23 protein-coding genes and 2 pseudogenes are annotated in these 24,416 nt (G+C 66.5%); all 25 read left to right on the top strand.

The window, feature by feature from the left end; genetic code table 11:
• Positions 1-48 precede the first annotated feature (48 nt).
• Positions 49-308: pseudogene (locus tag WKC72_RS04475) on the top strand (hypothetical protein); the annotation flags it as partial.
• Between the two features lie 66 nt (positions 309-374).
• Positions 375-1,133, top strand: coding sequence for an SDR family oxidoreductase (locus WKC72_RS04470; protein WP_112300035.1), 759 nt, complete (start codon positions 375-377; stop codon positions 1,131-1,133).
• A 79-nt stretch (positions 1,134-1,212) separates the two neighbouring features.
• Positions 1,213-1,968, top strand: a complete 756-nt coding sequence (fabG, locus tag WKC72_RS04465; protein ID WP_037241141.1) for a 3-oxoacyl-ACP reductase FabG — start codon at positions 1,213-1,215, stop codon at positions 1,966-1,968.
• 160 nt (positions 1,969-2,128) lie between these two features.
• Positions 2,129-2,251: pseudogene (locus WKC72_RS04460) on the top strand (acyl-CoA dehydrogenase); the annotation flags it as partial.
• A gap of 96 nt (positions 2,252-2,347) precedes the next feature.
• Positions 2,348-3,460 carry a Re/Si-specific NAD(P)(+) transhydrogenase subunit alpha gene (locus WKC72_RS04455; protein WP_370181852.1) on the top strand — a complete coding sequence of 371 codons (1,113 nt, stop codon included), beginning with the start codon at positions 2,348-2,350 and terminating at the stop codon, positions 3,458-3,460.
• Positions 3,461-3,608: 148 nt separating this feature from the next.
• On the top strand, positions 3,609-3,938 hold the full coding sequence (locus WKC72_RS04450) for an NAD(P) transhydrogenase subunit alpha (protein ID WP_370181851.1): 330 nt from the start codon (positions 3,609-3,611) through the stop codon (positions 3,936-3,938).
• Positions 3,938-5,362: an NAD(P)(+) transhydrogenase (Re/Si-specific) subunit beta gene (locus tag WKC72_RS04445; RefSeq protein ID WP_370181850.1), complete on the top strand. Its 1,425-nt coding sequence runs from the start codon at positions 3,938-3,940 to the stop codon at positions 5,360-5,362. Before WKC72_RS04450 ends, WKC72_RS04445 begins: the two co-directional genes overlap by 1 nt.
• Positions 5,363-5,486: 124 nt before the next feature.
• The gene (locus WKC72_RS04440; RefSeq protein ID WP_037245920.1) at positions 5,487-6,272 is read left to right on the top strand and encodes a GntR family transcriptional regulator; all 786 of its coding nucleotides are present in this window, start codon (positions 5,487-5,489) and stop codon (positions 6,270-6,272) included.
• A 193-nt stretch (positions 6,273-6,465) separates the two neighbouring features.
• On the top strand, positions 6,466-7,260 hold the full coding sequence (locus WKC72_RS04435; protein WP_268788727.1) for a TauD/TfdA family dioxygenase: 795 nt from the start codon (positions 6,466-6,468) through the stop codon (positions 7,258-7,260).
• A 204-nt stretch (positions 7,261-7,464) separates the two neighbouring features.
• Positions 7,465-8,835: an MFS transporter gene (locus tag WKC72_RS04430; RefSeq protein WP_255221827.1), complete on the top strand. Its 1,371-nt coding sequence runs from the start codon at positions 7,465-7,467 to the stop codon at positions 8,833-8,835.
• Positions 8,836-9,094: 259 nt separating this feature from the next.
• Positions 9,095-9,889 (top strand): TauD/TfdA family dioxygenase, encoded by a 795-nt coding sequence (locus WKC72_RS04425; protein WP_268788726.1) that lies wholly within the window; start codon positions 9,095-9,097, stop codon positions 9,887-9,889.
• 83 nt (positions 9,890-9,972) lie between these two features.
• Positions 9,973-10,821 carry an ABC transporter permease gene (locus WKC72_RS04420; RefSeq protein ID WP_268788725.1) on the top strand — a complete coding sequence of 283 codons (849 nt, stop codon included), beginning with the start codon at positions 9,973-9,975 and terminating at the stop codon, positions 10,819-10,821.
• 47 nt (positions 10,822-10,868) lie between these two features.
• The gene (locus WKC72_RS04415) at positions 10,869-11,684 is read left to right on the top strand and encodes an ABC transporter ATP-binding protein (RefSeq protein WP_255221558.1); all 816 of its coding nucleotides are present in this window, start codon (positions 10,869-10,871) and stop codon (positions 11,682-11,684) included.
• Complete coding sequence (locus tag WKC72_RS04410; protein WP_268788724.1) at positions 11,668-12,717, top strand: ABC transporter substrate-binding protein; 1,050 nt, start codon at positions 11,668-11,670, stop codon at positions 12,715-12,717. Before WKC72_RS04415 ends, WKC72_RS04410 begins: the two co-directional genes overlap by 17 nt.
• A gap of 109 nt (positions 12,718-12,826) precedes the next feature.
• Positions 12,827-13,774, top strand: coding sequence for a LysR family transcriptional regulator (locus WKC72_RS04405; protein ID WP_370181849.1), 948 nt, complete (start codon positions 12,827-12,829; stop codon positions 13,772-13,774).
• 19 nt (positions 13,775-13,793) lie between these two features.
• The gene (locus WKC72_RS04400; protein ID WP_370181848.1) at positions 13,794-14,795 is read left to right on the top strand and encodes a LysR family transcriptional regulator; all 1,002 of its coding nucleotides are present in this window, start codon (positions 13,794-13,796) and stop codon (positions 14,793-14,795) included.
• Positions 14,796-14,987: 192 nt separating this feature from the next.
• Positions 14,988-16,310 carry an MFS transporter gene (locus WKC72_RS04395; RefSeq protein WP_081792441.1) on the top strand — a complete coding sequence of 441 codons (1,323 nt, stop codon included), beginning with the start codon at positions 14,988-14,990 and terminating at the stop codon, positions 16,308-16,310.
• Entirely contained in the window at positions 16,307-17,497 is a 1,191-nt protein-coding gene (locus WKC72_RS04390; RefSeq protein ID WP_370181847.1) for a CaiB/BaiF CoA transferase family protein, read from the top strand. The genes WKC72_RS04395 and WKC72_RS04390 overlap by 4 nt, the downstream gene beginning before the upstream one ends.
• A 49-nt stretch (positions 17,498-17,546) precedes the next feature.
• Positions 17,547-18,695 carry an acyl-CoA dehydrogenase family protein gene (locus WKC72_RS04385; RefSeq protein ID WP_037234698.1) on the top strand — a complete coding sequence of 383 codons (1,149 nt, stop codon included), beginning with the start codon at positions 17,547-17,549 and terminating at the stop codon, positions 18,693-18,695.
• Between the two features lie 81 nt (positions 18,696-18,776).
• Entirely contained in the window at positions 18,777-19,541 is a 765-nt protein-coding gene (locus tag WKC72_RS04380) for an SDR family NAD(P)-dependent oxidoreductase (protein ID WP_268788720.1), read from the top strand.
• Positions 19,538-20,317, top strand: a complete 780-nt coding sequence (locus WKC72_RS04375; protein WP_268788719.1) for a crotonase/enoyl-CoA hydratase family protein — start codon at positions 19,538-19,540, stop codon at positions 20,315-20,317. The genes WKC72_RS04380 and WKC72_RS04375 overlap by 4 nt, the downstream gene beginning before the upstream one ends.
• Before the next feature lie 30 nt (positions 20,318-20,347).
• On the top strand, positions 20,348-21,511 hold the full coding sequence (locus WKC72_RS04370; protein ID WP_370181846.1) for an acetyl-CoA C-acyltransferase: 1,164 nt from the start codon (positions 20,348-20,350) through the stop codon (positions 21,509-21,511).
• A 44-nt stretch (positions 21,512-21,555) separates the two neighbouring features.
• Complete coding sequence (locus tag WKC72_RS04365; RefSeq protein WP_370181845.1) at positions 21,556-21,849, top strand: hypothetical protein; 294 nt, start codon at positions 21,556-21,558, stop codon at positions 21,847-21,849.
• 189 nt (positions 21,850-22,038) lie between these two features.
• Positions 22,039-23,385 carry a hypothetical protein gene (locus WKC72_RS04360; RefSeq protein WP_370181844.1) on the top strand — a complete coding sequence of 449 codons (1,347 nt, stop codon included), beginning with the start codon at positions 22,039-22,041 and terminating at the stop codon, positions 23,383-23,385.
• Positions 23,385-24,395, top strand: a complete 1,011-nt coding sequence (locus WKC72_RS04355) for a glutamate ABC transporter substrate-binding protein (protein WP_370181843.1) — start codon at positions 23,385-23,387, stop codon at positions 24,393-24,395. Before WKC72_RS04360 ends, WKC72_RS04355 begins: the two co-directional genes overlap by 1 nt.
• The last annotated feature ends 21 nt before the right edge of the window (positions 24,396-24,416 follow it).

Genomic DNA, 24,416 nt, shown 5'->3' with positions numbered 1-24,416 from the left:
CCCGCCTGTGCGGCCACTCGGGCACACAGGCGGGCATCGGATCGCGTCTGCCCACTCAACGACGGAGCCGGCGCCGCGGCGGTGATGAGCGACACCAAGGCACAGCAACGAGATCTCACCCCGCTTGCGCGGATCGTCTCGACCGGTGGCGGCGCGTCCGCCTCGGCCACCCCTTCGGCACGACCGGCACACGAGTTGCCGGAACATCGATCAATTCCCTTGTCCACCAAATTAAACAGTTCTGCATCACGCCAGTGTGCGTCGGCGGCGGTCGAGGTATGGCGATGGCGCTCGAGCGGCTGAGCTGAACCCGACAACAGAACCAGTTCGCGCGCCGAGGCGAACGCGAATTCCAGAGAACCGGAGCATGCGAGATGAACACACGATTGGGCAACAAGGTCGCGATCGTCACCGGAGCGAGCCGGGGAATCGGACTCGGCATCGCCGAGCGACTCGTGGCAGAGGGCGCGAAGGTGGTGATCACCGCCCGCAAACAGGATGCGCTCGTCGAGGCAGTCGCGGCACTGGGCGGCCCCGAGTACGCGCTCGCGGTGGCGGGCAGGAGCGACGACATCGATCACCAGACAGAGACTGTCAAGCGGGCGATGGACACGTTCGGGAGTGTCGACCTGCTCGTCAACAACACCGGAATCAACCCCGTATACGGGCCTATGGTCGAACTGGACTTGGACGCGGCCCGCAAGATCGTCGAGGTCAACTGCCTCGCGGCACTGTCCTGGGTGCAGCAGGCCCACAACGCCTGGATGGGCGAACACGGTGGGTCCGTGGTGAACATTTCGTCGGTGGCCGGAATACAGCCCGCACCGGGCATCGGGTTCTACGGCGCCACCAAGGCGATGCTGGCACATCTCACCGCCCAGCTGGCCGTCGAACTCGGCCCGGATCTACGCGTCAACGCGGTCGCTCCGGCGGTGGTCAAGACTCAGTTCGCGACGGCCCTGTACGAGGGCAGGGAAAACGAGGTCATCGCCGCCTACCCGCTCAAACGGCTCGGTGTGCCGCAGGACATCGGTAGCGCAGTCGCCTTCCTGCTCTCCGACGACGCCGCGTGGATCACCGGGCAGACCATCGTCGTCGACGGCGGCCTGACGTTGACCGCGGGAGCCGAATAGCACTGCGTCACAACGTCTGTTCTCACCCTCGCGAGCCTTCCGGCTCCCACATTTCTTCAGCAATGACAAGGAGCGAGACATGTCTGATCAGCGCACCGCCATCGTGACGGGAGCCGCGCGCGGAATCGGCGCCGGCGTGGCGAAACGGCTGAGCCGCGACGGATTTGCCGTCGCCATATTCGACCTCGAGGAAGCTGCCGGTAAGCCGGTGGTGGAGGAGATCGAGAAGGCCGGGGGTCGCGCCCTCGCAGTCGGCGTCGACGTCGGTGACGAGCAGGGGGTGACGCAGGCCGTCGACCGGGTTGTCGAGGAGCTGGGTGCCCCGACGGTCCTGGTGAACAACGCCGGCATCACCCGCGACAATCTACTGTTCAAAATGACGACCCAGGACTGGGATGCGGTGATGACCGTTCACCTGCGCGGCGCATTCCTGATGACCCGCGCGACGCAGAAATACATGGTCGACGCCGGGTGGGGCCGGATCGTCAACCTCTCGAGCACGTCGGCGCTGGGCAACCGGGGCCAAGCCAACTACGCGGCGGCCAAGGCCGGTATGCAGGGTTTGACCAAGACGCTGGCGCTCGAGCTCGGCAAGTTCGGCGTGACCGCGAACGCGATTGCTCCCGGGTTCATCGAGACCGAGATGACCGTCGCCACCGCGGAGCGGATGGGTATGTCGTTCGAAGACTTCAAGGCGATGGGCGTCGCGGACATCCCGGTGGGCCGGGTCGGCCAACCGGAGGACATCGCGGCGACCGTGTCGTTCTTCGCCCGCGAGGAATCCGGGTTCGTCTCCGGTCAGGTGGTCTACGTCGCCGGCGGGCCACGGGCATGACCGCTGAGAGCACCACTCACCGTGAGGTCCGCGCACGAATCGCGGAGCTCGCCACAGCCTTTCCCCCTCGGTCCACCGAACCTCGCGAGTTCCAGAGGGCCCGCTTCGACGCCGGGCTTTCCTGGGTGCACTTCCCCCTCGGACTCGGCGGCCTCGGCCTGGTATGACGTGGGAGTATCCGGCACACCTCTACCTCAAGCGCGCCAAGGCCGACCAGATCGCATTCGGCACGCCGAGCGTGCATCGCACAGTCTTGAGCGAACTCGTACGCCTGCCGATCTAGAGGCTGCAGAACGGAAAGCAGCAGCGTCGGAGTGGATCTCGCACATCGGTGTCGCTCGTCGCGGCACACACACCATCTACCGCAGGAAGTCGACAAATGGATATATCGCGAAGTGTGGCATTGCCACCCCCGACGATCGGCGTCGTTCGGGAGTCGAACGACGGTGAGCATCGGGTGGCGTTGGTGCCGAAGATCGTGGCGTCGTTGATCGCCAAGGGCGTCGACGTGGTGGTCGAGTCGGGTGCCGGGTTGGGCGCGCTGATCCCGGACGAGTTGTACACCGAGGCGGGGGCGAAGATCGCCGACCCGTGGTCGGCGGACGTGATCGTCAAGGTCGCGCCGCCGTCGGACGAGGAAGTGGGCCGGTTGCATGCCGGGCAGATTCTGATCGGGTTCCTCGCCCCCCGCAATCAGGACAATCAGGTCGCCGCGCTGAAGTCGGCCGGGGTGGCGGCGTTCGCGGTCGAGGCGATCCCGCGGATCTCCCGCGCCCAGGTGATGGACGCGTTGTCGTCGCAGGCGAACGTGTCCGGGTACAAGTCGGTGCTGCTCGCGGCGTCGGAGTCGACCCGGTTCTTCCCGATGCTCACCACCGCTGCGGGCACCGTCAAGCCGGCGACGGTGCTGGTCCTCGGCGTCGGTGTCGCCGGCCTGCAGGCCCTGGCCACGGCGAAGCGTCTCGGCGGCCGGGCCACCGGCTACGACGTGCGCCCGGAGGTCGCCGACCAGGTCCGCTCGGTCGGTGCCCAGTGGCTCGATCTGGGGATCGACGCCGCCGGTGAGGGCGGCTACGCCCGCGAGCTCACCGAGGCCGAACGCGCGCAGCAGCAGCAGGCGCTCGAGGATGCGATCAAGGGCTTCGACGTGGTCATTACCACCGCCCTGGTGCCGGGCCGTCCGGCACCGCGGTTGGTGACCGCGGCCGCGGTGGAGGGTATGAAGCCCGGATCCGTGGTGGTCGACCTGGCCGGGGAGACCGGCGGTAACTGCGAGCTCACCGAGCCCGGTCAGACCGTGGTCAAGCACGGGGTGACGATCTGCTCGCCGCTGAACCTGCCCGCGAGCATGCCCGAGCACGCCTCGGAGCTGTACTCGAAGAACATCTCCGCGCTGCTCGAGCTGATGCTCGTCGACGGGGCGCTGGCCCCCGATTTCTCGGACGAGGTCCTCGCCGCGTCCTGCGTCACCCGAGACCCGGAGGGACACTGATGTTGTCGATGATCCTCGAGAGGTGCACAACGTCCGTGACGGCGTTCCTGCACCGAATCTTCACACCATGCGACAACTACGCCCACTTCGATTTCTCGTATGGCACGCCGATCGAACTGGACACGAAAATCGAAGAGGGAGATCGGTAATGTATACCGAATTGTTGGCGAACATCGCGATCCTGGTGCTGTCCGGGTTCGTCGGGTTCGCGGTGATCTCCAAGGTCCCGAACACGTTGCACACCCCGCTGATGTCGGGCACGAACGCCATCCACGGCATCGTCGTGCTCGGCGCGCTGGTGGTGCTCGGCAAGGTCGAGAACCCGCCGTGGGGTCTGCAGGTGATCCTGTTCGTGGCCCTGGTGTTCGGAACGATCAACGTGGTCGGTGGTTTCGTGGTCACCGACCGGATGCTGGCGATGTTCAAGTCCAAGCCCGCCGCCCCCGCCGTTGCTGCTGAGAAGGGTGGGGACAAGTAATGGAGTATTTGGTCAACGTTTTGTACATCGTGGCGTTCGCGATGTTCATCTACGGTCTGATGGGCCTGACCGGCCCGAAGACCGCGGTCCGCGGCAACCAGATCGCCGCGGTCGGGATGGGTGTCGCGGTGGTCGCCACGTTGATCGCGATCCGGGACACCTCCAACTGGGTGCTGATCGTCGCCGGTCTGGTGATCGGTGTGGTGCTGGGGGTGCCGCCGGCGTTGCGGACGAAGATGACCGCGATGCCGCAGCTGGTGGCCCTGTTCAACGGGGTCGGCGGCGGCACCGTCGCCCTGATCGCGTACGCCGAATTCCTCGACTCGGACGGGTTCACCGCCTTTCAGCACGGTGAGTCGCCGACGGTGCACATCGTCATCGCGTCGTTGTTCGCGGCGATCATCGGGTCGATCTCGTTCTGGGGTTCGGTGATCGCGTTCCTCAAGCTGCAGGAAACCCTGCCCGGCCGGCCGATCGGCATCGGCCGGTTGCAGCAGCCCCTCAATGCGGTGCTGCTGATCGGGGCCGTCGCGCTCGCGGTGGCCATCGGGATCAAGGCGATCGACCCGACCGGACCCACCAGCCAGTGGTGGATCGTGGGGGTGCTGGTGCTGGCGGCGGTGCTCGGGTTGATGGTGGTGCTGCCGATCGGCGGCGCCGACATGCCGGTGGTGATCTCCCTGCTCAACGCGCTCACGGGTCTGTCCGCGGCGGCCGCCGGCCTGGCCTTGAACAATCAGGCGATGATCGTGGCCGGCATGATCGTCGGTGCGTCGGGTTCGATCCTGACCAACCTGATGGCGAAGGCGATGAACCGGTCCATCCCGGCGATCGTGGCCGGCGGGTTCGGTGGCGGCGGCGTCGCGGCGGCGGTCGGGGACGGCGCCGCCAAGACGGCGAAGTCCACCTCGGCGGCGGACGCGGCGATCCAGATGGCGTACGCCAACCAGGTGATCGTGGTCCCCGGGTACGGGTTGGCGGTCGCGCAGGCCCAGCACGCGGTCAAGGACATGGCCAAGCTGCTCGAGTCGAAGGGGGTGGAGGTCAAGTACGCCATCCACCCGGTCGCCGGCCGGATGCCCGGGCACATGAACGTGCTGCTGGCCGAGGCCGACGTCGAGTACGACGCGATGAAGGAAATGGACGACATCAACGACGAGTTCGCCCGCACCGACGTCACCCTGGTGATCGGTGCGAACGATGTCACCAACCCCGCCGCCCGCAACGACCCGTCGTCGCCGATCCACGGGATGCCGATCCTGAACGTGGATCAGTCGAAGTCGGTGATCGTGCTCAAGCGGTCGATGAACTCCGGGTTCGCCGGCATCGACAACCCGCTGTTCTTCGCCGACACCACCTCCATGCTGTTCGGGGACGCGAAGAAGTCGGTCGCCGAGGTCACCGAGGAACTCAAGGCCCTGTAAGCGGCTCCGCCGCCCGTGCGTGGTTGACGAGTCCAGAGACTCGCTAACCACGCACGGGCGCGAAGCGCCTTCGCGGCAGACTAGCCTGTGAAGGAACTGACCGCACACGGCAGAAAGGTTCGCGATGGGTCGGATCAAGACGCAGGATCTTCCGGACCTTTCCACGCTGCTGGTTCCACAGAACGAGCTGATGCTCGCGGTGGAGCAGGCCGTGCTCAGGAACCGGGGCGCGGCCGGTGTGGCGGCGTCTCTCGCCGAGCAGATCGCGGCGAAGCTCGCAGGGGTCATCACACTCGGCCATGTGGACTCGGGCCAACGCCTCCTCGAGCAGGACATCAGTGCAGTGCTGGAGGTCAGTCGGGCACCTGTGCGCGAGGCGCTGCGAATTCTCGAGCGTGACCGACTCGTGCACTTCCAGTCTCGGCGGGGTGCGGTGGTGACGGACCTGTGTGCGGGCGACGTTCGCGATCTGTTCGACGTCCGCGCCGCCCTCTACGTGATGTTGCTGCGCCAAGAACTGCTGGAGCAGCCGGAGGATCTGAAGGCGGTATTCGACGCCAACATGCCACGGGTGCTGCAAGGGGCGCGCGAGTCGGTCGACGCCTACGCGGTCGCCACATTTCTGCTGAACAGCACCGTTGCGCAGGTCTCGCGCAATCGCATCGTGGCGGAGCTGTTGCAGTCGGTCTCCTTGCAGACCCTTCGGTATGTGCGCGTCGGTCTGTCCGCCACGCCCCGCGACTTGCCGAAGTTCGCCAAGCGCTGGCGCGCTCTCCACAACGCGATCGTCGAGCACGACGCCGACCTCGCGGTCGAACTTGCCGAGCAACGGATTATCAGCGTCCGTGATTCCGCACTTCGCGAGCTCGCAGCGTCCGAGGAGAACGCCGGAGACCGGCGCGCCATCTGATTCCTGGCCCTCGCGCCTGCTTTCCTCGACCGCAGGTCGGGACGTTGTCGCTCGACCGGTCGGTGTGTGCAGAACTGACCAAAATTGTTGTCGACATAAATTGTGATTCCTGTTACGTTGTGACAGGCACCACTCATCCGGCCTGTGCCGGACATTCGAATCGTGAAGAATCAGCCGAAATCGAGGAGCCCTCGTGAAGCTTTGTGTCACCCCCCTGACCGGATCCATCGGCGCCGCAGTGGACGGCGTTCGCCTGGACGAGCCCATCGACGACCAGACCGTGGAGGCGCTGCGCGCAGCCTTCCGCGAGCACTGCACGCTCGTATTCCGGGACCAGTACGTAAAGCCGTTGGCGCAGATCGAATTTGCCCGGCTGTGGGGCGAGCCGGTAGTCACCGAAATGCTGAACCCGCTGGACGGGCACCCGGAGATCTTTCAGGTCGCCAACGTCAAGAAGGAGACCACCGCCACCGAAGCCTGGCACTACGACGGATCGTTCACCGCGGCACCACCGAAGATCACGATGCTCTCGGCGATCACCACCCCGGTGGGCGGGGACACGATGTGGTCGAACCAGTACCTCGCATACGAACGACTGTCCCCGGCACTGAAAGACACCCTCGACGGACTCATGGTGCGATTCAGCGGCATCCGGCTCGGCCGCATGCTCAACGTCGCCGAGCAGGACACCCCGACCGCGGTGCATCCGCTGGTGCGGACCCACCCCGAGACCGGGCGAAAGGCCCTGTTCGTGGGACACCGGGACAACGCCTGCATCGACGGCTGGACCCGGCAGGAAAGCGAACCCCTGCTCGAATACCTCTACCAGAGCTCGGTCACCCCCGACAACGTCTACCGCCACGCCTGGCGCGAAGGAGACCTCGTCATGTGGGACAACCGGTGCACCATGCACTACGCGATCCACGGCTACGGCACCCAGGAACGAGTCCTCAACCGCATCACCCTCCGCGGCGAGGTCCCCGCGTAGGAGCCCCTACCACCCGCTCGCCGCCGCGGCCGCGTAGCGCACATCCAGACGCGGTGCTCACTGATTGGAGCAGCAATGCAAGAAATCGATCGCCCCTCGGTGAGCGCGACCGCAGCGCCGGGCGGATCGGCACTCTCGGATCGGTCGTGGAAGGTGCCGAGCGAGACTGCTTGCATCTCGACGACGAAGGGAGAGGATGTGTTCATGGCACTCCCGGACGACACCGAACGGGCAGACGACCCCGCCGACGGCGGCAGAAGGGTCGCCCCGGCGGTGAGCGCTCCGACCGCCCGCACCGCATGGAGTATCACGTTCCTCGTGATGATTCTGCAAACGATCAACTTCGCAGACAAGGCAGTACTCGGGATCGTCGCCCGACCGCTGTCCGAGGATCTGGGACTGTCGAACGCGGACATCGGACTCTTGGGCAGTGCCTTCTACGTCCTGTTCGTCATCACCGGGCTGGTGGGCGGATTCATCGCCGACCGAGTACGCATCGTCTGGGTGCTGCTGGCTCTGGCCCTGCTGTGGTCACTGGTTCAGATCCCGGTACTGCTCGTGGGCACGTTCACCGCGCTGATCGTCAGCCGCGTACTGCTCGGCGCCGCGGAAGGCCCCGCGGGCGCGTTGAACAACGTGGCGGTGTTCGGATGGTTCCCCAAGAGCAAACGCGGCCTTCCCTCCGCGGTGGTCAGTTCCGGAACGTCGCTGTCGAAGATATTGATGGCACCCGCGCTCACGGTGATCGTCGCGGCATATGGATGGAAGGCCGCATTCTGGACCCTGATGATCGTCGGCCTGGTGTGGGCGGCGGTGTGGCTGGTTGTCGGCAAGGACGGACCGTATTCGGTGAGCAGTGCACGCCAGGTGGCCCGGTCCGGTGCGCCTGACGGCAACGTGACAAGGGTGAGTTTCCTGCGAATCGCCGCATTACCCACCTTCTGGGGTGGGGTGCTCGGCATGTTCGCCATCTACGGGATGGTTGCGGTGATTCTCACCTGGCTGCCTTCCTACTTCGAGCAGGGGCTGGGTTTCAGCCGGGTCGACTCGGGACTGCTCTTCGCACTGCCGAGTGTGACCGGGATGGCGTCGATGTTGTTGGTGTCCTTCATCACCGATCGACTCGCCGGCAGGGGGATGACAGTGCGGGTCTCGCGCGGAATGGTGTCGGTGGTGGCATTGTTCGCCTGTGGCGTCATGTTGGCCTCCATCCCGTTGGTACACAGTGCGTGGCTGGCCGTGTTCCTCGTCGTCGCGGGATACGGAGCCGGGGTGGCCAGCTACCCGCTGATGAATGTCGCGGTGGCACACATCAGCCCGGAACGTCAGGTCGCATCCACTTTGGGCGTGTTCACCGCATTGTTTTCGACCTCGGGCATCCTCGCGCCGTGGCTCACCGGTCACCTCGTCGATGCGGCGACGACGCCGGCACAGGGGTACACGACGGCTTTCCAGATCTTCGGTGTCGTGGCGATCATCGGCGCCGTGGTGATGGCGCTGACGGTCGATCCCGAGCGTGATCGTGCCCGGATCGCAGCGATCGATACGCTGACCAGCGCCGACGACAGGTCCTGACGAAGGCGCAACCCAGCCGAACCAGTATGCGAGGCCGCGCGGCCACCCGGCTTCGGTCATCGCACACGAATCCACCACGGGCGATTGGCTGACGATACGTCAATTGCTGTGTAGTCCTGCGCTATTCACAGCAGTCGAAACTGACCAAAATTGTTGTCGACATAAATTGTGATTCCTGTTACGTTGTGACAGGCACCACTCATCCGGCCTGTGCCGGACATTCGAATCGTGAAGAATCAGCCGAAATCGAGGAGCCCTCGTGAAGCTTTGTGTCACCCCCCTGACCGGATCCATCGGCGCCGCAGTGGACGGCGTTCGCCTGGACGAGCCCATCGACGACCAGACCGTGGAGACGCTGCGCGCAGCCTTCCGCGAGCACTGCACGCTCGTATTCCGGGACCAGTACGTAAAGCCGTTGGCGCAGATCGAATTTGCCCGGCTGTGGGGCGAGCCGGTAGTCACCGAAATGCTGAACCCGCTGGACGGGCACCCGGAGATCTTTCAGGTCGCCAACGTCAAGAAGGAGACCACCGCCACCGAAGCCTGGCACTACGACGGATCGTTCACCGCGGCACCACCGAAGATCACGATGCTCTCGGCGATCACCACCCCGGTGGGCGGGGACACGATGTGGTCGAACCAGTACCTCGCATACGAACGACTGTCCCCGGCACTGAAAGACACCCTCGACGGACTCATGGTGCGATTCAGCGGCATCCGGCTCGGCCGCATGCTCAACGTCGCCGAGCAGGACACCCCGACCGCGGTGCATCCGCTGGTGCGGACCCACCCCGAGACCGGGCGAAAGGCCCTGTTCGTGGGACACCGGGACAACGCCTGCATCGACGGCTGGACCCGGCAGGAAAGCGAACCCCTGCTCGAATACCTCTACCAGAGCTCGGTCACCCCCGACAACGTCTACCGCCACGCCTGGCGCGAAGGAGACCTCGTCATGTGGGACAACCGGTGCACCATGCACTACGCGATCCACGGCTACGGCACCCAGGAACGAGTCCTCAACCGCATCACCCTCCGCGGCGAGGTCCCCGCGTAGGAGCCCCTACCACCCGCTCGCCGCCGACACCCGATGTTTCCGATTCGAATTCGATTGCGGTACATACTGACTGGAGCAAACCCATGCAAGTTCTCGACCAGACCTCGGTGAACGCGACGGCATCCTCGAGCGAGGCGGAACCCACACGCCGGACCTGGAAGGTGTCGCGGGAGTCGCTGGTGGTGCGGGGAGCGCAGATCCTCCTCGGCCTCGCGTGGCTGGGACTGTGGCAACTCACGGCAGAACACGAGTGGCTGGACCCGGTACTCGCGAAGACACCGGGGCAGTCGTGGGAGTACCTGGTAACGGCGGCGAAGTCCGGCGAGCTGTGGACCAACACTCGGTACACCATGGTCGCAGTTCTCATCGCGTGGATCGTGGCAGGTGCTATCGGCGTCGTCTTCGGTGTCGCGCTGGGACTGCTACCCCGAGTCGAGCGAGTGCTGACTCCGTATCTCGATGCGGCCAATGCAATGCCGCGGATCGCCCTCGCGCCGTTGTTCATCGTGGCACTCGGCATCAACACTTCGGCGAAGGTTGCGTTGGCCTCGACGTTGGTCTTCTTCATCGTGATGTCCGGAGCACGCGCCGGGGTGCGATCCACCGACGCGGAATGGTTGCGCCTCTCCACTGTCTTGGGGGCCACGAAGTCTCAGATGTTTCTGAAGGTACTCATTCCGGTCGCGACGCCCGCGATCTTCGCAGCGCTGCGGTTGGGGCTGATCTATTCCCTGCTCGGCGTGGTCGGTTCCGAACTGATCTCGGCCCGAAACGGATTGGGCCAGTTGGTCGCCACATACTCTGCGACGTTCCGGATGGAGGCGGTGTACGCGATCCTGCTGTTCCTGGCGTTGATGGCAGTGGTACTCAACCAGGCGATGAGTCACGCCGAGCGCTGGTTCCTGCGGTGGCAGCCCCCAGTTGATCGATGACCAATCCTGTCATCGGAAAAGACAAGTCTGGAGCACATGAGATGTCCATGATTTCTACCGCACGGCATGCAGCACGTTCCGCCGGGGTCGGCTCGCCTGCGGATCCGGGCAGGAACGCGATCGAGTTCGAAGGCGTGGAAGTAACCTATCCGGCTCCACAGGGCGGCACCCGGACCGTGTTGTCGGGAATCGACCTACAGATCCCGGCCGGCGAATTCATCGCCATCGTCGGCCGAAGCGGTTGCGGCAAGACGACATTACTGAACATGGCGGCCGGTCTCGTCGACCCCGCTGCGGGCAGGGTATCCGTTATGGGAAAGACACCGCGGGATGCGCGGTCGCATCTCGGATTCATGCTGGCGCGCGACGCCCTGCTGCCGTGGCGCAGCGCGTTGCGCAATGTCGAGTACGGGCTCGAGTTGCGGGGCGTGCGCCGGGCGGAGCGCAGGGCGCTGGGGCGGCGGTGGCTGCAGGCGGTTCACCTCGAGGAAGCTGGGCATCTGTGGCCGTGGCAGCTGTCCCAGGGAATGCGGCAACGCGTGGCACTGGCACGAACCTGGGCGCTGGACCCGGAGGTGCTGCTGATGGACGAACCCTTCGCCGCACTGGACGTCAACACCCGGATGTCGGTGCAGAAGGAATTCCTCGAGTTGTGGCAGCGCGAAGCGCACCGCACCGTCATCTTCGTCACCCACGACCTGGGTGAGGCGGTGGCCCTCGCCGACCGGATCGTGCTGATGGGGGAGGGGAAGGTCCTCGACGACGTACAGGTGGACATCCCACGGCCACGAGAACTCGCCACGGTTTCCGCTGACCCTCGGTACCAGGCGATATACGAACGCCTGCGTGAACGACTGCACTGAATCATCCTCGGCAACCAAGCGTCCCGACAAGCAGGAGACCCAGATGCTCGACAAGCGTTCCGCAATCACAATCGCAGGGGCACTAGCCCTGCTCAGCTCGATGGTCGCGTGTGGCTCCGCCGGCACCGCACCCACGTCGGAGAACGGGCTCACTTCCATCACGATCGGCAGTATGGAGAGCAACTCGCTCAGTTTCCCGTACACGATCGCCCAGGAACAGGGTTTCTTCCAAGGGGCAGGTCTCCAGGTCGAAACTGTCACCGCACCCTCGGGGCCCCAGCTCACGGCGGCGTTGATCGGGAACACGACCCAGATCGCGATCGGGACACCCGAGAACGTCATGGGTGCCATGAATCAGGGGCAGCAGATCACCGCGATACCACCTTTCGGGCACATAGACATGTCACTCGTCACTCCCGCCGACAGCGGGATAACCGATGTCACATCGCTACGCGGAAAGCAAATCGGCGTCGTTCAACGGGGGAGCGCCTCGGAGAGGTTCGCCCGCACGGTTCTCTCCGGTAACGGTGTGGATCCGGATAGCGTGACCTACGTCGCGGTGGGATCCGGCGCGACGATGGAGCCGGCGGTGCGCAACAAAAAGGTCGACGCAACTGTGGGTTCGACCTCCACCGTGGTCACGATGGAGGACCACGGCATCGAATTCCGTACCTTGGCGAGCCCGTTCGACGGCACGGCAGGCGAGCTGGGCGATGTGGGACTGCAGACGTTCTGGACGACGACCGAAGAGTTTGCGCAGCAGAACCCGGAAATCCTCAACGGATTCTGCACCGCGATGAACAAGGCCGCCGACTGGATCGCAGACGACGCGAACCGTGGGTCCGGTGTGCAGTCCCTGGCGACCTTGCTGCGGATTCCGGCGGAGAGCGCCGGACGGATCTGGGACAAAACACATCTGTCCTGGAGTCCGACGATCAATGAAGCCACGTGGACCGCGAACGTCGACTGGATCCTCGGCGACGAGAGTTCGGGTCTTTCCTTCGAGCAAGCCGTCATGCCCGAATGTGCCTGAGGCAGTGAATGCTCCCGCATGTTCGAGGGAGTAGGTCTCGCCCGGCGGCGGCCGCAGGGGCAGATCTGTAGCAACGCGTGAGAGTAATCGCTATGCGAAAGGGTCGACTGTGTCTGAAAGATTGCGGCCGGTAATCGATCTCGAATCATTGCGCATGCTCGTGCTGGTCGCTGATCTCGGCAGCATCTCGGCAGCTGCCCGTGCGGAACAGATCAGCCAGCCGTCGGCGAGTAGGCGAATCAAGGCATTGGAAGAACAGCTGCGGCTGGAACTGATCGATCGCCGGACCCGGGGTGCGGAGTTGACCGTGCACGGCCGAATGGTGACCGACTGGTCTCGCGGCGTCGTGGACGCCGCGGATACCCTCGTGGGCGGCGCCCGGGCGCTGACAGCGCAGGCCACCGAGACGGTGAATATCGGGGCGAGCCAGACCGTCGCGGAGTCTCTCGTGCCGACATGGCTGGCCGAGTTTCGCCGGCACGGCGAGTGGCCCCAAGTGCAGCTGCGCGTTACCAATTCGCAAGGAGTGATCGCGGCACTGCGTGCGCGCGAGATAGACCTGGGGTTCATCGAATCTCCAGACGTTCCCAGCGATCTGCGCAGCGTCCCGGTCGGCCGAGACCGCCTCGTGCTGGTCGTCTCACCTCTGCATCGGCTGGCGTGCTGTCGTCGGCCGCTGTCTGCTCGCGAGTTGGACGAGCTGCCGCTCGCCACCCGTGAAGGTGGCTCGGGAACCCGGGAAACGCTGCAGCGTGCGATGGGCGCAACGATGTCGCCTCCAGCGATCGAACTGCACTCGAATACTGCGGTGAAGGTGGCGGTCAGTGGGGGGGAGTACGCCGCCGTACTCAGTGAGTTGACCGTGCGGCAGGAACTGCGCGACGGACGGTTGATCGAGGTCCCGCTCGCCGATCTGGACCTGACCCGATCGCTGCACGCCATTTGGCGAAGTAGCACCCGCATTCGGGGCTCCGCCGGTGACTTCCTCGCCCTCGCCGCACCGTCCCCAGGCCCGGAACCGGCCGTCGGTCCCGGAGTAGCCCACGACGAGGTGTAGCTCCCTCTAGATTCGGGGTATGGACCTGCGTCAGATGGAGTACTTTCTCGCCGTCGTCGATTGTGGCGGGGTCACACGGGCCGCGACACAGTTGCACGTCGCGCAGCCCTCGCTGTCGCAGGTGGTCCGCAAGCTCGAGAAGGACCTCGGGGTCGAGCTGTTCCATCGCGTCGGCCGAGGCCTGGTACTTTCCCCTGCCGGCGAGGCACTCGTCGGCCCGGCGCGGACGATCCTTCGGGAGGTGGAATCGGCCGAGAACGCGGTGCGCGACGTCGGGGCGATGCGCGGCGGCCGGATCGACATCGCCTCACTGTCGGACCTGTCCTCCGATCCGCTGTCGGTATGGGTTGCGAAATTCCGCCTGCAGTACCCCGACGTCCGGTTCCACATCGAAGAGCGCGACGAGATTGCCGATGTTGTGTCCTTGGTCCGGTCGGGGGCGTGTGAGCTGGGTGTTCTTGCTCTACCGCTGCCGACCGAGGGCCTCGTCGGGGAGGAGCTGATCGACCAGCAGCTCGTGCTGGTGTGTCCGCCCGGCACCGACGCACGGTGGCCGGATCCGGTGCCCATCGAGGAGCTGACTCGTGTTCCGTTCGTCATGGGCGAAAGGGGAACGGCGACCCGGGACTTCATCGATCGCTCGCTGCGGTTGCACGGAGTCGAACCCGACGTCGCGGTGGAGGTGCGTCAGCGTGGCGCCGTACTTCCGATCGTCCTCGCGGGCGGCGGCGTGTCGATCGTCGCCCTGCGCAGTGGACTCGACGCGATGTTGCGTGGCGGGGTGGTGCGCGAACTGTCGCCGCGGCTCACCCGCCGTATGGGCGTGGTCCGCCGTCCCGGCCGGATCACCGAGGCGTCCACGCAATTCTTGGCATGTGCTCGCGCGTCCTTCGAGGAGTTCGCCGCATCCATCGCCGCGCACATGGCCTCCGGTAGGTCCCTCGTGGACGCGGCGAAGCTGACGCGGGCCGAGTCCGACCGCCAGATACGCGAGGACATCGCGGGCAGCATCGACTCATAGGTAATCGCAGTACTTTTCCTACTTTTCTGGTCTTTGACCTGATCGATTCTCGCGCCTTGAATGGTGTGTACCTGATCACACCGTTGCGGCGGAACCCGGCTCGATCACCTAGGCGGTCGCCTGCGGAATCCATCCGGACCGGTTCACACGCCACGCACATCATCGCGACGGTTCGTTCCACGAAGAGGACCTATGACCCAGACATCATCGCCGACGACCACGTCGGCCAGGCACACCAGATCGGCGCCGATGCGACGCGCCTGGATCGTCGTCGGCCTCCTGGTCGTGTTCATGCTCATCAATCACGCGGACAAGTCCGTCATCGCGTTCGCGGGTGTGCAGATCCAGAAGGACCTCGGCCTGAGCCCGCAGGAGTTCGGCATCATCCAGAGCAGTTTCTTCTGGCTGTTCGCCGTCGGTGCCCTGTTCTTCGGCTGGTTGTCGTCCAAGGTGAGCCTCCGCTGGCTGATGGCCGGCCTGATGCTGACGTGGGTGGCCACCATGGCCCCGCTGCTCGGCACGGTCAGCTTCAGTGTGCTGGTCGCCTGCCGGATCGTGCTCGGCTTCGCCGAGGGTCCCGCGTACGCGCTGGCCAACCACGCCGTGCACTCCTGGTTCACGCCCGAGAAGCGAGCGATGCCAAGTGGATTCGTCACCGCCGGTGCCTCGATCGGCACCCTCATCGCCGCACCCCTGCTGACCTGGATCATCGTCCGCTGGGACTGGCACGCCGCGTTCTACATCCTCATCGTGATGGGTCTGGTGTGGGCGGTGGCCTGGATGATCTTCGGCCGCGGCGCCCCCGAGGAGAACACCCCGGCCGCGAAGACCGCAACCACGATCGTCGTCGACACCGTCGACGCCCCGTACAAGACGATTCTTCGCACCGGCACCGTGCTCGGCATCGCGCTGCTGATGTTCTGCTCGTACTGGTCCACCACGCTGAAGGTGGCCTGGCTCCCGGTCTACCTCCAGGACGGACTCGGCTACGACACACTCACCACCGGCCGCCTGGTAATGCTCCCCTATGGGTTCGCAGCGGCAGGCGCGATCGCCGCGGGTTGGTTCTCCAGCCGCCTCATCGCGCGCGGTGTCTCCCGGAAGGTTGCCCGCGGATACCTCTCGGCCGTGCTGATCGGCGGCGCAGGCGCCGCAATGATGGGCTTCACCGTGCTGCCGCAGGGCCCGGTGCAGATCCTGCTCGTCTCCCTGGCCTTCTCGCTGAACACGGCAGCATTCGGTGTCGCGCTGTCGGCCATCGCCGACGTCGTGCAGTCGAAGAAGCGCGGCATGGTCCTCGGTGGACTCAGCGCGGTGTCGAGCATCTCCGGCATGATCGCGCCGCTCGTGCTCGGCTTCACCGTCGGCGGTACAGCCGACAAGATCTCCGGCTACGCCAGCGGCTTCCTGATGAGCGGCGCGCTGATGGTCGTCGGCAGCATCATCGCGGTGTTCCTGGTCAACCCGGACCGCGACATCGCCCGCATCCGCCGCAGTGTCGAGGAGGCAGCATGAACATCGACAAACCCCTGGACGGCGTTCGCGTCGTCGACTTCGGACAATTCATCGCCGCCCCGGCCGCCACCCAGATCCTGGTCGACCTCGGCGCCGACGTGATCAAGGTCGAGCCGCTGCACGGCGAGTCCGCCCGCGGCATCGGTCCGGCGGGCGAGGCCATGCTGCAGAACTACAACCGCGGCAAGCGTGCAATGGCACTGGACCTGAAAGACCCGCAGGCACAGGAGATCGCGCGAAAGCTGATCGCGAGCGCCGACATCGTGGTGCAGAACCTGCGCCCGGGCGTCATGGAGTCGTTCGGCCTCGGCGCCGAGGATGTCCTCGAGGAGCACCCCTGGATGGTCTACGCCACGGTCAGCGGATTCGGCCTGCACGGACCGTCGAAGTACCGGCCCGGACTCGACATCGCGGCGCAGGCCGAGAGTGGGATGATGTGGGTCACCGGCGAGACCGACAGCGAGCCGCAGAAGGTCGGGTCCCAAATCGTCGACGCCGCTTCCGGTTACGTCTGCGCCCAGGCGATCCTGGCGGCCTACGTGCGCCGGCTCCGCACGGGCGAGGGCGACACCGTCGAGGTGTCGCTGCTCGAGGTCGCGATCCACCTGCAGGGCACGAACTGGGGCCAGTACCTGATCACCGGTGAGGAGCCTGTCCGCAAGGGCAACGGTCAGCCCAGTATCGCCCCCGCCGCGGACGTGATGACGACCAGGGACGGCAGCCTGGTCCTGTCCGCCTACTCGGATGTGCACTTCACCCGACTGTGTCGCCTCATCGGGCGCCCCGACGTCGCCGACGACCCGCGCTTCGCGAACAACACCCTGCGGGTGGCAAACCGCAAGGCGATGCTCGTCGAACTGCGGAGCGCATTCTCGACGATGACGAGCGACGAGGCCATGGAACTGCTGACCACCAACGGCGTTGTCGCGGGCAAGATCAACACCTATCCCGAGGCCATGCGGAGCGCGGACGTGAACGCGTCCGGACTGTTCCTCGAGGTCAGCGGCGCGGACGGGGTCCCGAACACCGCTCTCGGATCGCCCTGGCACCTGGGCAGCGTGGCCAAGCTGTCCAGCGAAGGCGACCCGGACCTCGGCCAGCACACCGCCGAACTGCTCGCCGAACTCGGCTATCCCGCCGCCACGGTCGACGCGCTGGTCGCCGACAAGATCGTCGGCGTCGGCTAGACATCGGCACCCACCTGCCGCCCCCCACTTTCACAAAAGAGGATTCACCATGCAACGCACCATCTTCACCGAAGACCACGAAGCCTTCCGGGACTCCGTCCGCCAGTTCATCGCCAAGGAGATCACCCCGAACCTGCCCGAGTGGGAGGCCGCCGGTTTCATCCCCCGCGACTTCTACAAGAAGACGGCAGAGATCGGAATCAACGGGCTCCAGATCCCCGATCAGTACGGCGGCGGCGGTATCGACAGCTTCTTGTTCAACACCGTCGTCTACGAGGAGATCGGTTATGCCGCAGCATCGCTCGGCGGGTTCCAGGTCCACCTGAACACAGTGCTGCCGTACTTCCTCGAGTACGCCGGCGAGGAGCAGCGCGACCGCTGGTTCCCCGGTTTCGCCGACGGCAGCCTGGTGAGCGCGATCGCGATGACCGAGCCGGGCATCGGTTCCGACCTGGCCGGCGTCACCACCACCGCCGTCCGCGACGGCGACGACTACATCCTCAATGGCAACAAGACCTTCATCACCGGCGGCATCAACGCCGACCTGGTGATCGTGGTGGCGCGCACCTCGAAGGATCCCGAGAACCGCCGCAAAGGCCTGTCGTTGCTGGTCGTCGAGGGTGACATGCCCGGCTTCATCCGCGGCCGCAACCTGCACAAGATCGGCATGAAGTCGTCCGACACCGCCGAGCTGACGTTCGACAACGTCCGCGTGCCGGCCCGGAACCTGCTCGGCGAGGAGGGCGCGGCATTCAAGATGCTCGCCCACAACCTGCCGCAGGAGCGGCTGTCGATCGCGATCACCGGTCTCGCCACCGCGACCGCCGCGGTGAACCTCGCCATCGACTACGCCAAGGAACGCCTGGTCTTCGGCAAACCGCTGGCCGACTTCCAGAACACCAAGTTCGTGCTCGCCGAGTGCGCGACCGAACTGCAGGCCGGCCAGGCGCTCGTCGACCAGGCGCTGATCGCGCTGGACGGCGGCACCCTCACTCCCGCCGACGCGGCCAAGGTGAAGCTGTTCTGCACGGAGATGCAGGCCCGGGTCATCGACAAGTGCCTGCAGGTGCACGGCGGCTACGGCTACATGAGCGAGTACCCGATCGCGCGGCTGTACGCCGACGCCCGCGTCACCCGGATCTTCGGCGGCACCAGCGAGGTCATGAAGAGCGTCATCTCGAAGTCGATGGGTCTGTAGGCATCCCATTCCGCCCCGGCGGGCCACACACCGTTCCCACCCCGGACGCCACGCGGCCGGACAACCCGAAAGACCTTCTCCATGCAGATCAAGGACATCAACGCCGTCGTCACCGGCGGCGCATCCGGACTCGGACTGGCCACCGCGACCCGCCTGGTCGAGGCCGGCGCCACCGTCACCCTGCTCGACCTCCCCGGCTCGTCCGGGGCCGAGCAGGCCGACGCGCTTGGTGCGGCAGCGCGGTTCGTGCCGACCGACGTGACCGACGGGGACGCCGTCGCCGTCGCCTTCGCGGCAGCCGCCGAGAGCGGCCCGGTGCGGGCCGTCGTGCACTGCGCCGGCCGCGGTAGGCCCATGCGCGTCCTCACCAAGGATCGCAAGGCCGCCGACCTCGAGCCTTTCGAGTCGGTGATCAGGCTCAACGTGATCGGCACCTTCAACGTGCTGCGGTTCGCGGCCGAGGCGATGGCCGCGAACGAACCGCTGGACGGCGACCGCGGTGTGTGTGTCTTGACCGCCTCCGTCGCTGCCTACGAGGGGCAGATCGGGCAGATCAACTATGCGACGTCCAAGGCCGGAGTCGTAGGGATGACTCTGCCCGCCGCCCGCGACCTCGCCGGTGTCGGGATCCGGGTGTGCACCATCGCGCCCGGGGTGTTCGCAACCCCGTTGTTGCTCAATGCTCGTGACGACATCCGCGACGCCCTGGCCGCCTCGGTTCCGCACCCGCAGCGGCTCGGCGAGCCCTCCGAGTTCGCCGCGCTGGCCGCGCACATCATCGAGAACGGCATGCTCAACGGCGAGACGATCCGCCTCGACGGCGCGATCCGGATGGCACCCCGGTGACCGACGAGACACCCGCACCGGTCGTGCTGACCGAGCGGGTGGGACCGGTGCTGGTGATCACGCTCAACCGCCCCGACGCGCGCAACGCGGTGAACGGCGCGGTCGCACAGGCGGTCGCCGCGGCGGTCGAGCTGCTCGACTCCGATCCGGACCTGCGGGTCGGCGTGATCACCGGAGCCGGCGGATATTTCTGCGCCGGTATGGATCTCAAGTCCTTCCTGCGGGGCGAAAGTCCCCGCGTCGAGGGCCGGGGGTTTGCCGGTCTCGTCGAGGCACCCCCCGCCAAACCCCTCATCGCCGCAGTCGACGGTCCTGCCCTCGCCGGCGGATTCGAGATCGTTCTGGCCGCGGACCTCGTCGTCGCCGCGCCGACCGCGACGTTCGGCCTGCCCGAGGTCCGCCGCGGTCTGGTCGCCGCCGCGGGCGGACTGACCCGGCTTCCCACCCGACTGCCCCGGGCTGTCGCGCTGGAGATGGTGCTCACCGGCAAGGCGATGACCGCCGCGCAGCTGCACCCGCTCGGCCTGGTCAACCGGCTGGCCCCGGAGGGCGGGGTGCTGGCGGCGGCGCTCGAACTCGCCGAGGAGATTGCCGGCAACGGGCCGCTCGCAGTGCGGGCCAGTAAGAAGGTCGTCGACGAGTCTCCGGGCTGGCCGCCGGCCGATGCCTTCGAACGGACCCGGCAGATCGTGATGCCGGTGTTCGACTCCAACGACGCCCGCGAGGGCGCCGCCGCATTCACCGAACGCCGCGCCCCGGTCTGGACCGCGACGTGATCACCGAGAACGAGAGAACAGGAACACACCATGCGTGATGCAGTCATCGTCGAGGCCGTCCGGAGCCCCATCGGTCGCCGCAAGGGTGGCCTCGCGGAGGTTCACCCCGTCGACCTTTCCGCGACCGTCCTGACTGCGCTGCTCGACCGGTCCGGGGTCGACGCCGCAACAGTCGACGACGTCCTGTGGGGATGCGTCGGTCAGGTCGGCGAGCAGGCAGGCAACATTGCCCGCAACGCGGTTCTCGCCGCGGGATGGCCCGAGTCGGTTCCCGGCACCACGATCGAGCGGCAGTGCGGATCGAGCCAGCAAGCACTGCATTTCGCGGCCGCCGGTGTCATCTCGGGCCAGTACGACATCGTCGTCGCGGGTGGAGTCGAATCGATGACCCGGATCCCGATGGGATCGGCGCGACGCGTCGGACTCGGCGATCCGAACAGCGAAGCGATCCGGCGACGCTACGAGGGCATCGAGTTCAACCAGGGCCGCGGTGCCGAGATCCTCGCCGACCGCTACGAGCAGAGCCGTGGCTGGCTCGACGAGTACAGCCTGCGCTCACACCAGCGAGCCGCACAGGCGGCCGACGACGGCCGATTCACCGGCGAGATCGTGCCGGTGACCCTGCCCGGCGGAACGAAACTCGAGGTCGACGAGGGAATCCGTCGGACCACCACCCTCGAGAAGCTCGCGCAGTTGGAACCGGCTTTCGGTGAGGACGGCCGCATTACCGCAGGCAATGCTTCGCAGATCTCGGACGGCGCAGCCGCATTGCTGGTGATGTCAGGCGAGCGCGCACGGCAACTGGGACTCACACCCCTTGCGCGGGTGCACACCGCCACGGTGGTGGGCGACGATCCGGTCGCGATGCTGGCAGGGCCGATCCCGGCCACCGCACGGGTGCTCGAACGGGCCGGACTGGCAATGGACGACATCGGGGCATTCGAGGTCAACGAGGCGTTCGCCAGCGTGGTGGGCGCGTGGCTACGGGCGACCGGGGCGCCTGAAGACAGGGTGAACTCTCTCGGCGGCGCGATCGCGCTCGGACACCCGCTCGGCGGATCCGGCGCCCGCCTGGCCACCACCCTCGTGCATCACATGCGGGCCGACGGAGTCCGCTACGGACTGCAGACGATGTGCGAAGGCGGCGGCATGGCCAACGCCACCGTCTACGAGAACCTCGCCGTCGCAGGCTGACGCTGGTCATCGTTGGACCTCAGGACCGGGAGATATCGAATGCCATGAACTACCGAGAACCTCGCCGATGGCAACAGAGGCGTCGCGTCGAGTGGATCGATGTCGACCGCAACGGCAAGCACCCTGACAACGAGGCGCAGCGGCTCATCGAGTTCGCCGGCCGGTGGGCACCCTACGGGGGCGCGACCGGGGAGGAGATCCTCGTCAACTTCGGGATGACATCGCTCCGATTCGTCGAGCGTTTATGGCAGGTCATTCCTGAATCGACGTGCGACCAGGAAGAGATTCGCAGTCTCGCCAGCGCGTACCCGCTGGATCGGCAAACGAACCGGTCCTGACCACCCGCAGCCTCAGCCTCCCGGGCTCGGGGCAGTGGCCGTTGATGGTGCCCAGGTCGGGGAGGGGCGGACGATCCGTCCCACCCCTCCCCGTCCTTCTGTGTGCCTCCGACACGACATCGGCTTTTCCGGCACGACCCGCCGGGAATCGGGGCACACTTGCAGAAGACCTCGGCGGAGGAGGACACCGTGTTCCACCGCGGAGACGATGCCGTCACCGAAGAACACTCGCTGGACGAGTCCCTGCTCGTCGAGCCCGAATCCCCGCGCCGGCCGTGGCGGGAATTCCTCGTCTCGACCCCGGGACGACTGTCCGTGCTGGGGATCGCCCTCGTCACCGCCGCGCTCGTGACCGGGGCGATCACCTCGGCGGCGATCAGTGCCCGGCAACAGCGCATCGAGACCCTGCGGACGCACACCGAACCCCTCACCTACGCGGCCGAACGGCTCTACAGTTCGCTGTCCATCGCCGACGCCGCGGCCGCCACGTCCTTCATCTCGGGCGGTGTCGAGCCGATCGCCGTCCGAAATCGGTACAACCAGGCGATCGGGGACGCGTCGAACGCGCTGGTCACCGCGTCGAACGGCGTCGCCTCGACAGACGCCGCGGCCCTCGCGCTGCTGTCCGAGGTGTCGAGGGATCTCGCCGACTACACCAGCCTGATCGCCACGGCCCGCGCCAACAATCGGTCGGGCAACCCGGTCGGCGTCGCCTATCTCAGCGATGCCTCCGCGATGATGCAGGACACGATCCTGCCCGCAGCCGAGCGTCTCTACTCGGAGCAGTCGAGATCCGTCGCCGACACCCAGTTCCTCACCGGGCGGCTTCCGAGGGCCGCGTTCGCCGTCGCCGTCGCCCTGCTCGTCGCGCTCGTCCTCGCGCAGGTGTACCTGGCGCGCAAGAGCAAACGTCGCGTCAATCCCGGCCTCGTCCTCGCCTCCCTCCTCGCTGCCACCCTCCTGATCTGGCTGGGCGCCGCCACCCTGGTCTCCACCGCAGCCACGGACCGGGCGAGAACCGAAGGGGCGCAACCGCTCGGCACGATCACCCAGGCACGGATCCTCGCCCAGCAGGCCCGGGCGGACGAGACGCTCGCGCTGCTGCAGCGCGGCTCCGACGAACAGTCCGAGGTCGACTACGCCCGGCGGTCGGCCGAACTCGCCGACATCCTCGGGGGGCTGCAGGACGGCGATCACGGGCCGGCGACGACACCGCCGATCGACGCCGCCGTCACCGCGCTCGGCGACTGGCGGCGCGCGCACACCATGCTGCAGGAGAAGCTCGACGTGGGGGACTACCCGGGGGCGAAGGCCATCGCGATCGGCCCCGCGGACTCGGCGTCCCCCGCCACGTTCGCGGCCCTCGACGAGTCGTTGCAGGACGGCATCGACCGATTCCGCAGCGAGGAACTCGACGGGATGGCCGACGCATATCGCTCGTTGTCGCTGCTCGCGGTGGGTAGCATGGTGATCGGCGTGCTCTGCGGGTTCGCCGTCGGTGGGGGGATCTGGCCCAGACTGAACGAGTACCACTGATGACGCGGGTGAGTCGACCGAGACGGCGGACGCGCCCGCGCGCCCTCCTCCTCTCCGCTGCCGTGGTCGCCGTCCTCGCGGCCGGATGCGCCACCCCGCAGCCCCTCACTCCCACCGTTTCGGGCGACTACTCGGAAATCCCGTTGACGAGCGGGGCCGAGCTCCTTCTGCCCACCGGCGGCGACGTACCCGAGGAGCCACCCGCACCCGACTCCTGCGGCGCGCTCGCGAGTCTCCGCCCCGCCGCGCCGGATGTCCGGGCGCCGGGAAGCTCGCTTGCCGAGATCACCGCCCGCGGCCGGCTGATCGTCGGAATCGACCAGAACACCAACCTCTTCAGTTTCCGGGATCCGACCACCGGCATGCTGATGGGATTCGACGTCGACGTCGCGGGAGAGGTGGCGCGGGACCTGTTCGGTGACCCCTCCCGGGTCGAGTTCCGACTGCTCACGTCCGGCGACCGTTTCGATGCCCTCGCGAACGAGGACGTGGATCTGGTGGTCAAGAGCACGTCGATCACGTGCGAACGGTCCGAGCGTGTCGCCTTCTCCACCGTGTACTTCCAGGCCTATCAACGTCTGCTGGTGCCGAAAGGCTCCGGTATCTCCGGCCCGGAGGATCTGGCGGGCAAGCGCGTCTGCACCGCCGGCGACACCACCTCACTGGACACCGTTCGCCGCGTGCAGCCCGAGGCCACGATAGTGGCGGTACCCGACTGGGACGACTGCCTCGTGGTCCTCCAGCAACGGCAGGCCGACGCCGCGAGCACCGACGACTCCATCCTCGCCGGGCTCGCCGCCCAGGACCCGAACCTGGAGATCGTCGGCCCGCCGCTCGAATCGGAGCCGTACGGCATCGGGGTCAACAAGACCAACGAGGATCTGGTGCGCTTCGTGAACGGCACGCTGGATCGGATGCGTGCGGACGGAACCTGGACGAGGCTCTACGACAACTGGCTGACGGTTCTCGGCCCTACCGCCGGACCACCCGCCCCCACCTACCGGGACTGAGGTGACACCGACGTGAGCGAC

Source organism: Rhodococcus wratislaviensis (assembly GCF_041228765.1).
Lineage (GTDB): Bacteria > Actinomycetota > Actinomycetes > Mycobacteriales > Mycobacteriaceae > Rhodococcus_F > Rhodococcus_F wratislaviensis.
Note: the sequence above shows the minus strand (reverse complement) of the source record. Positions and strands in the feature narration are given on the sequence as shown.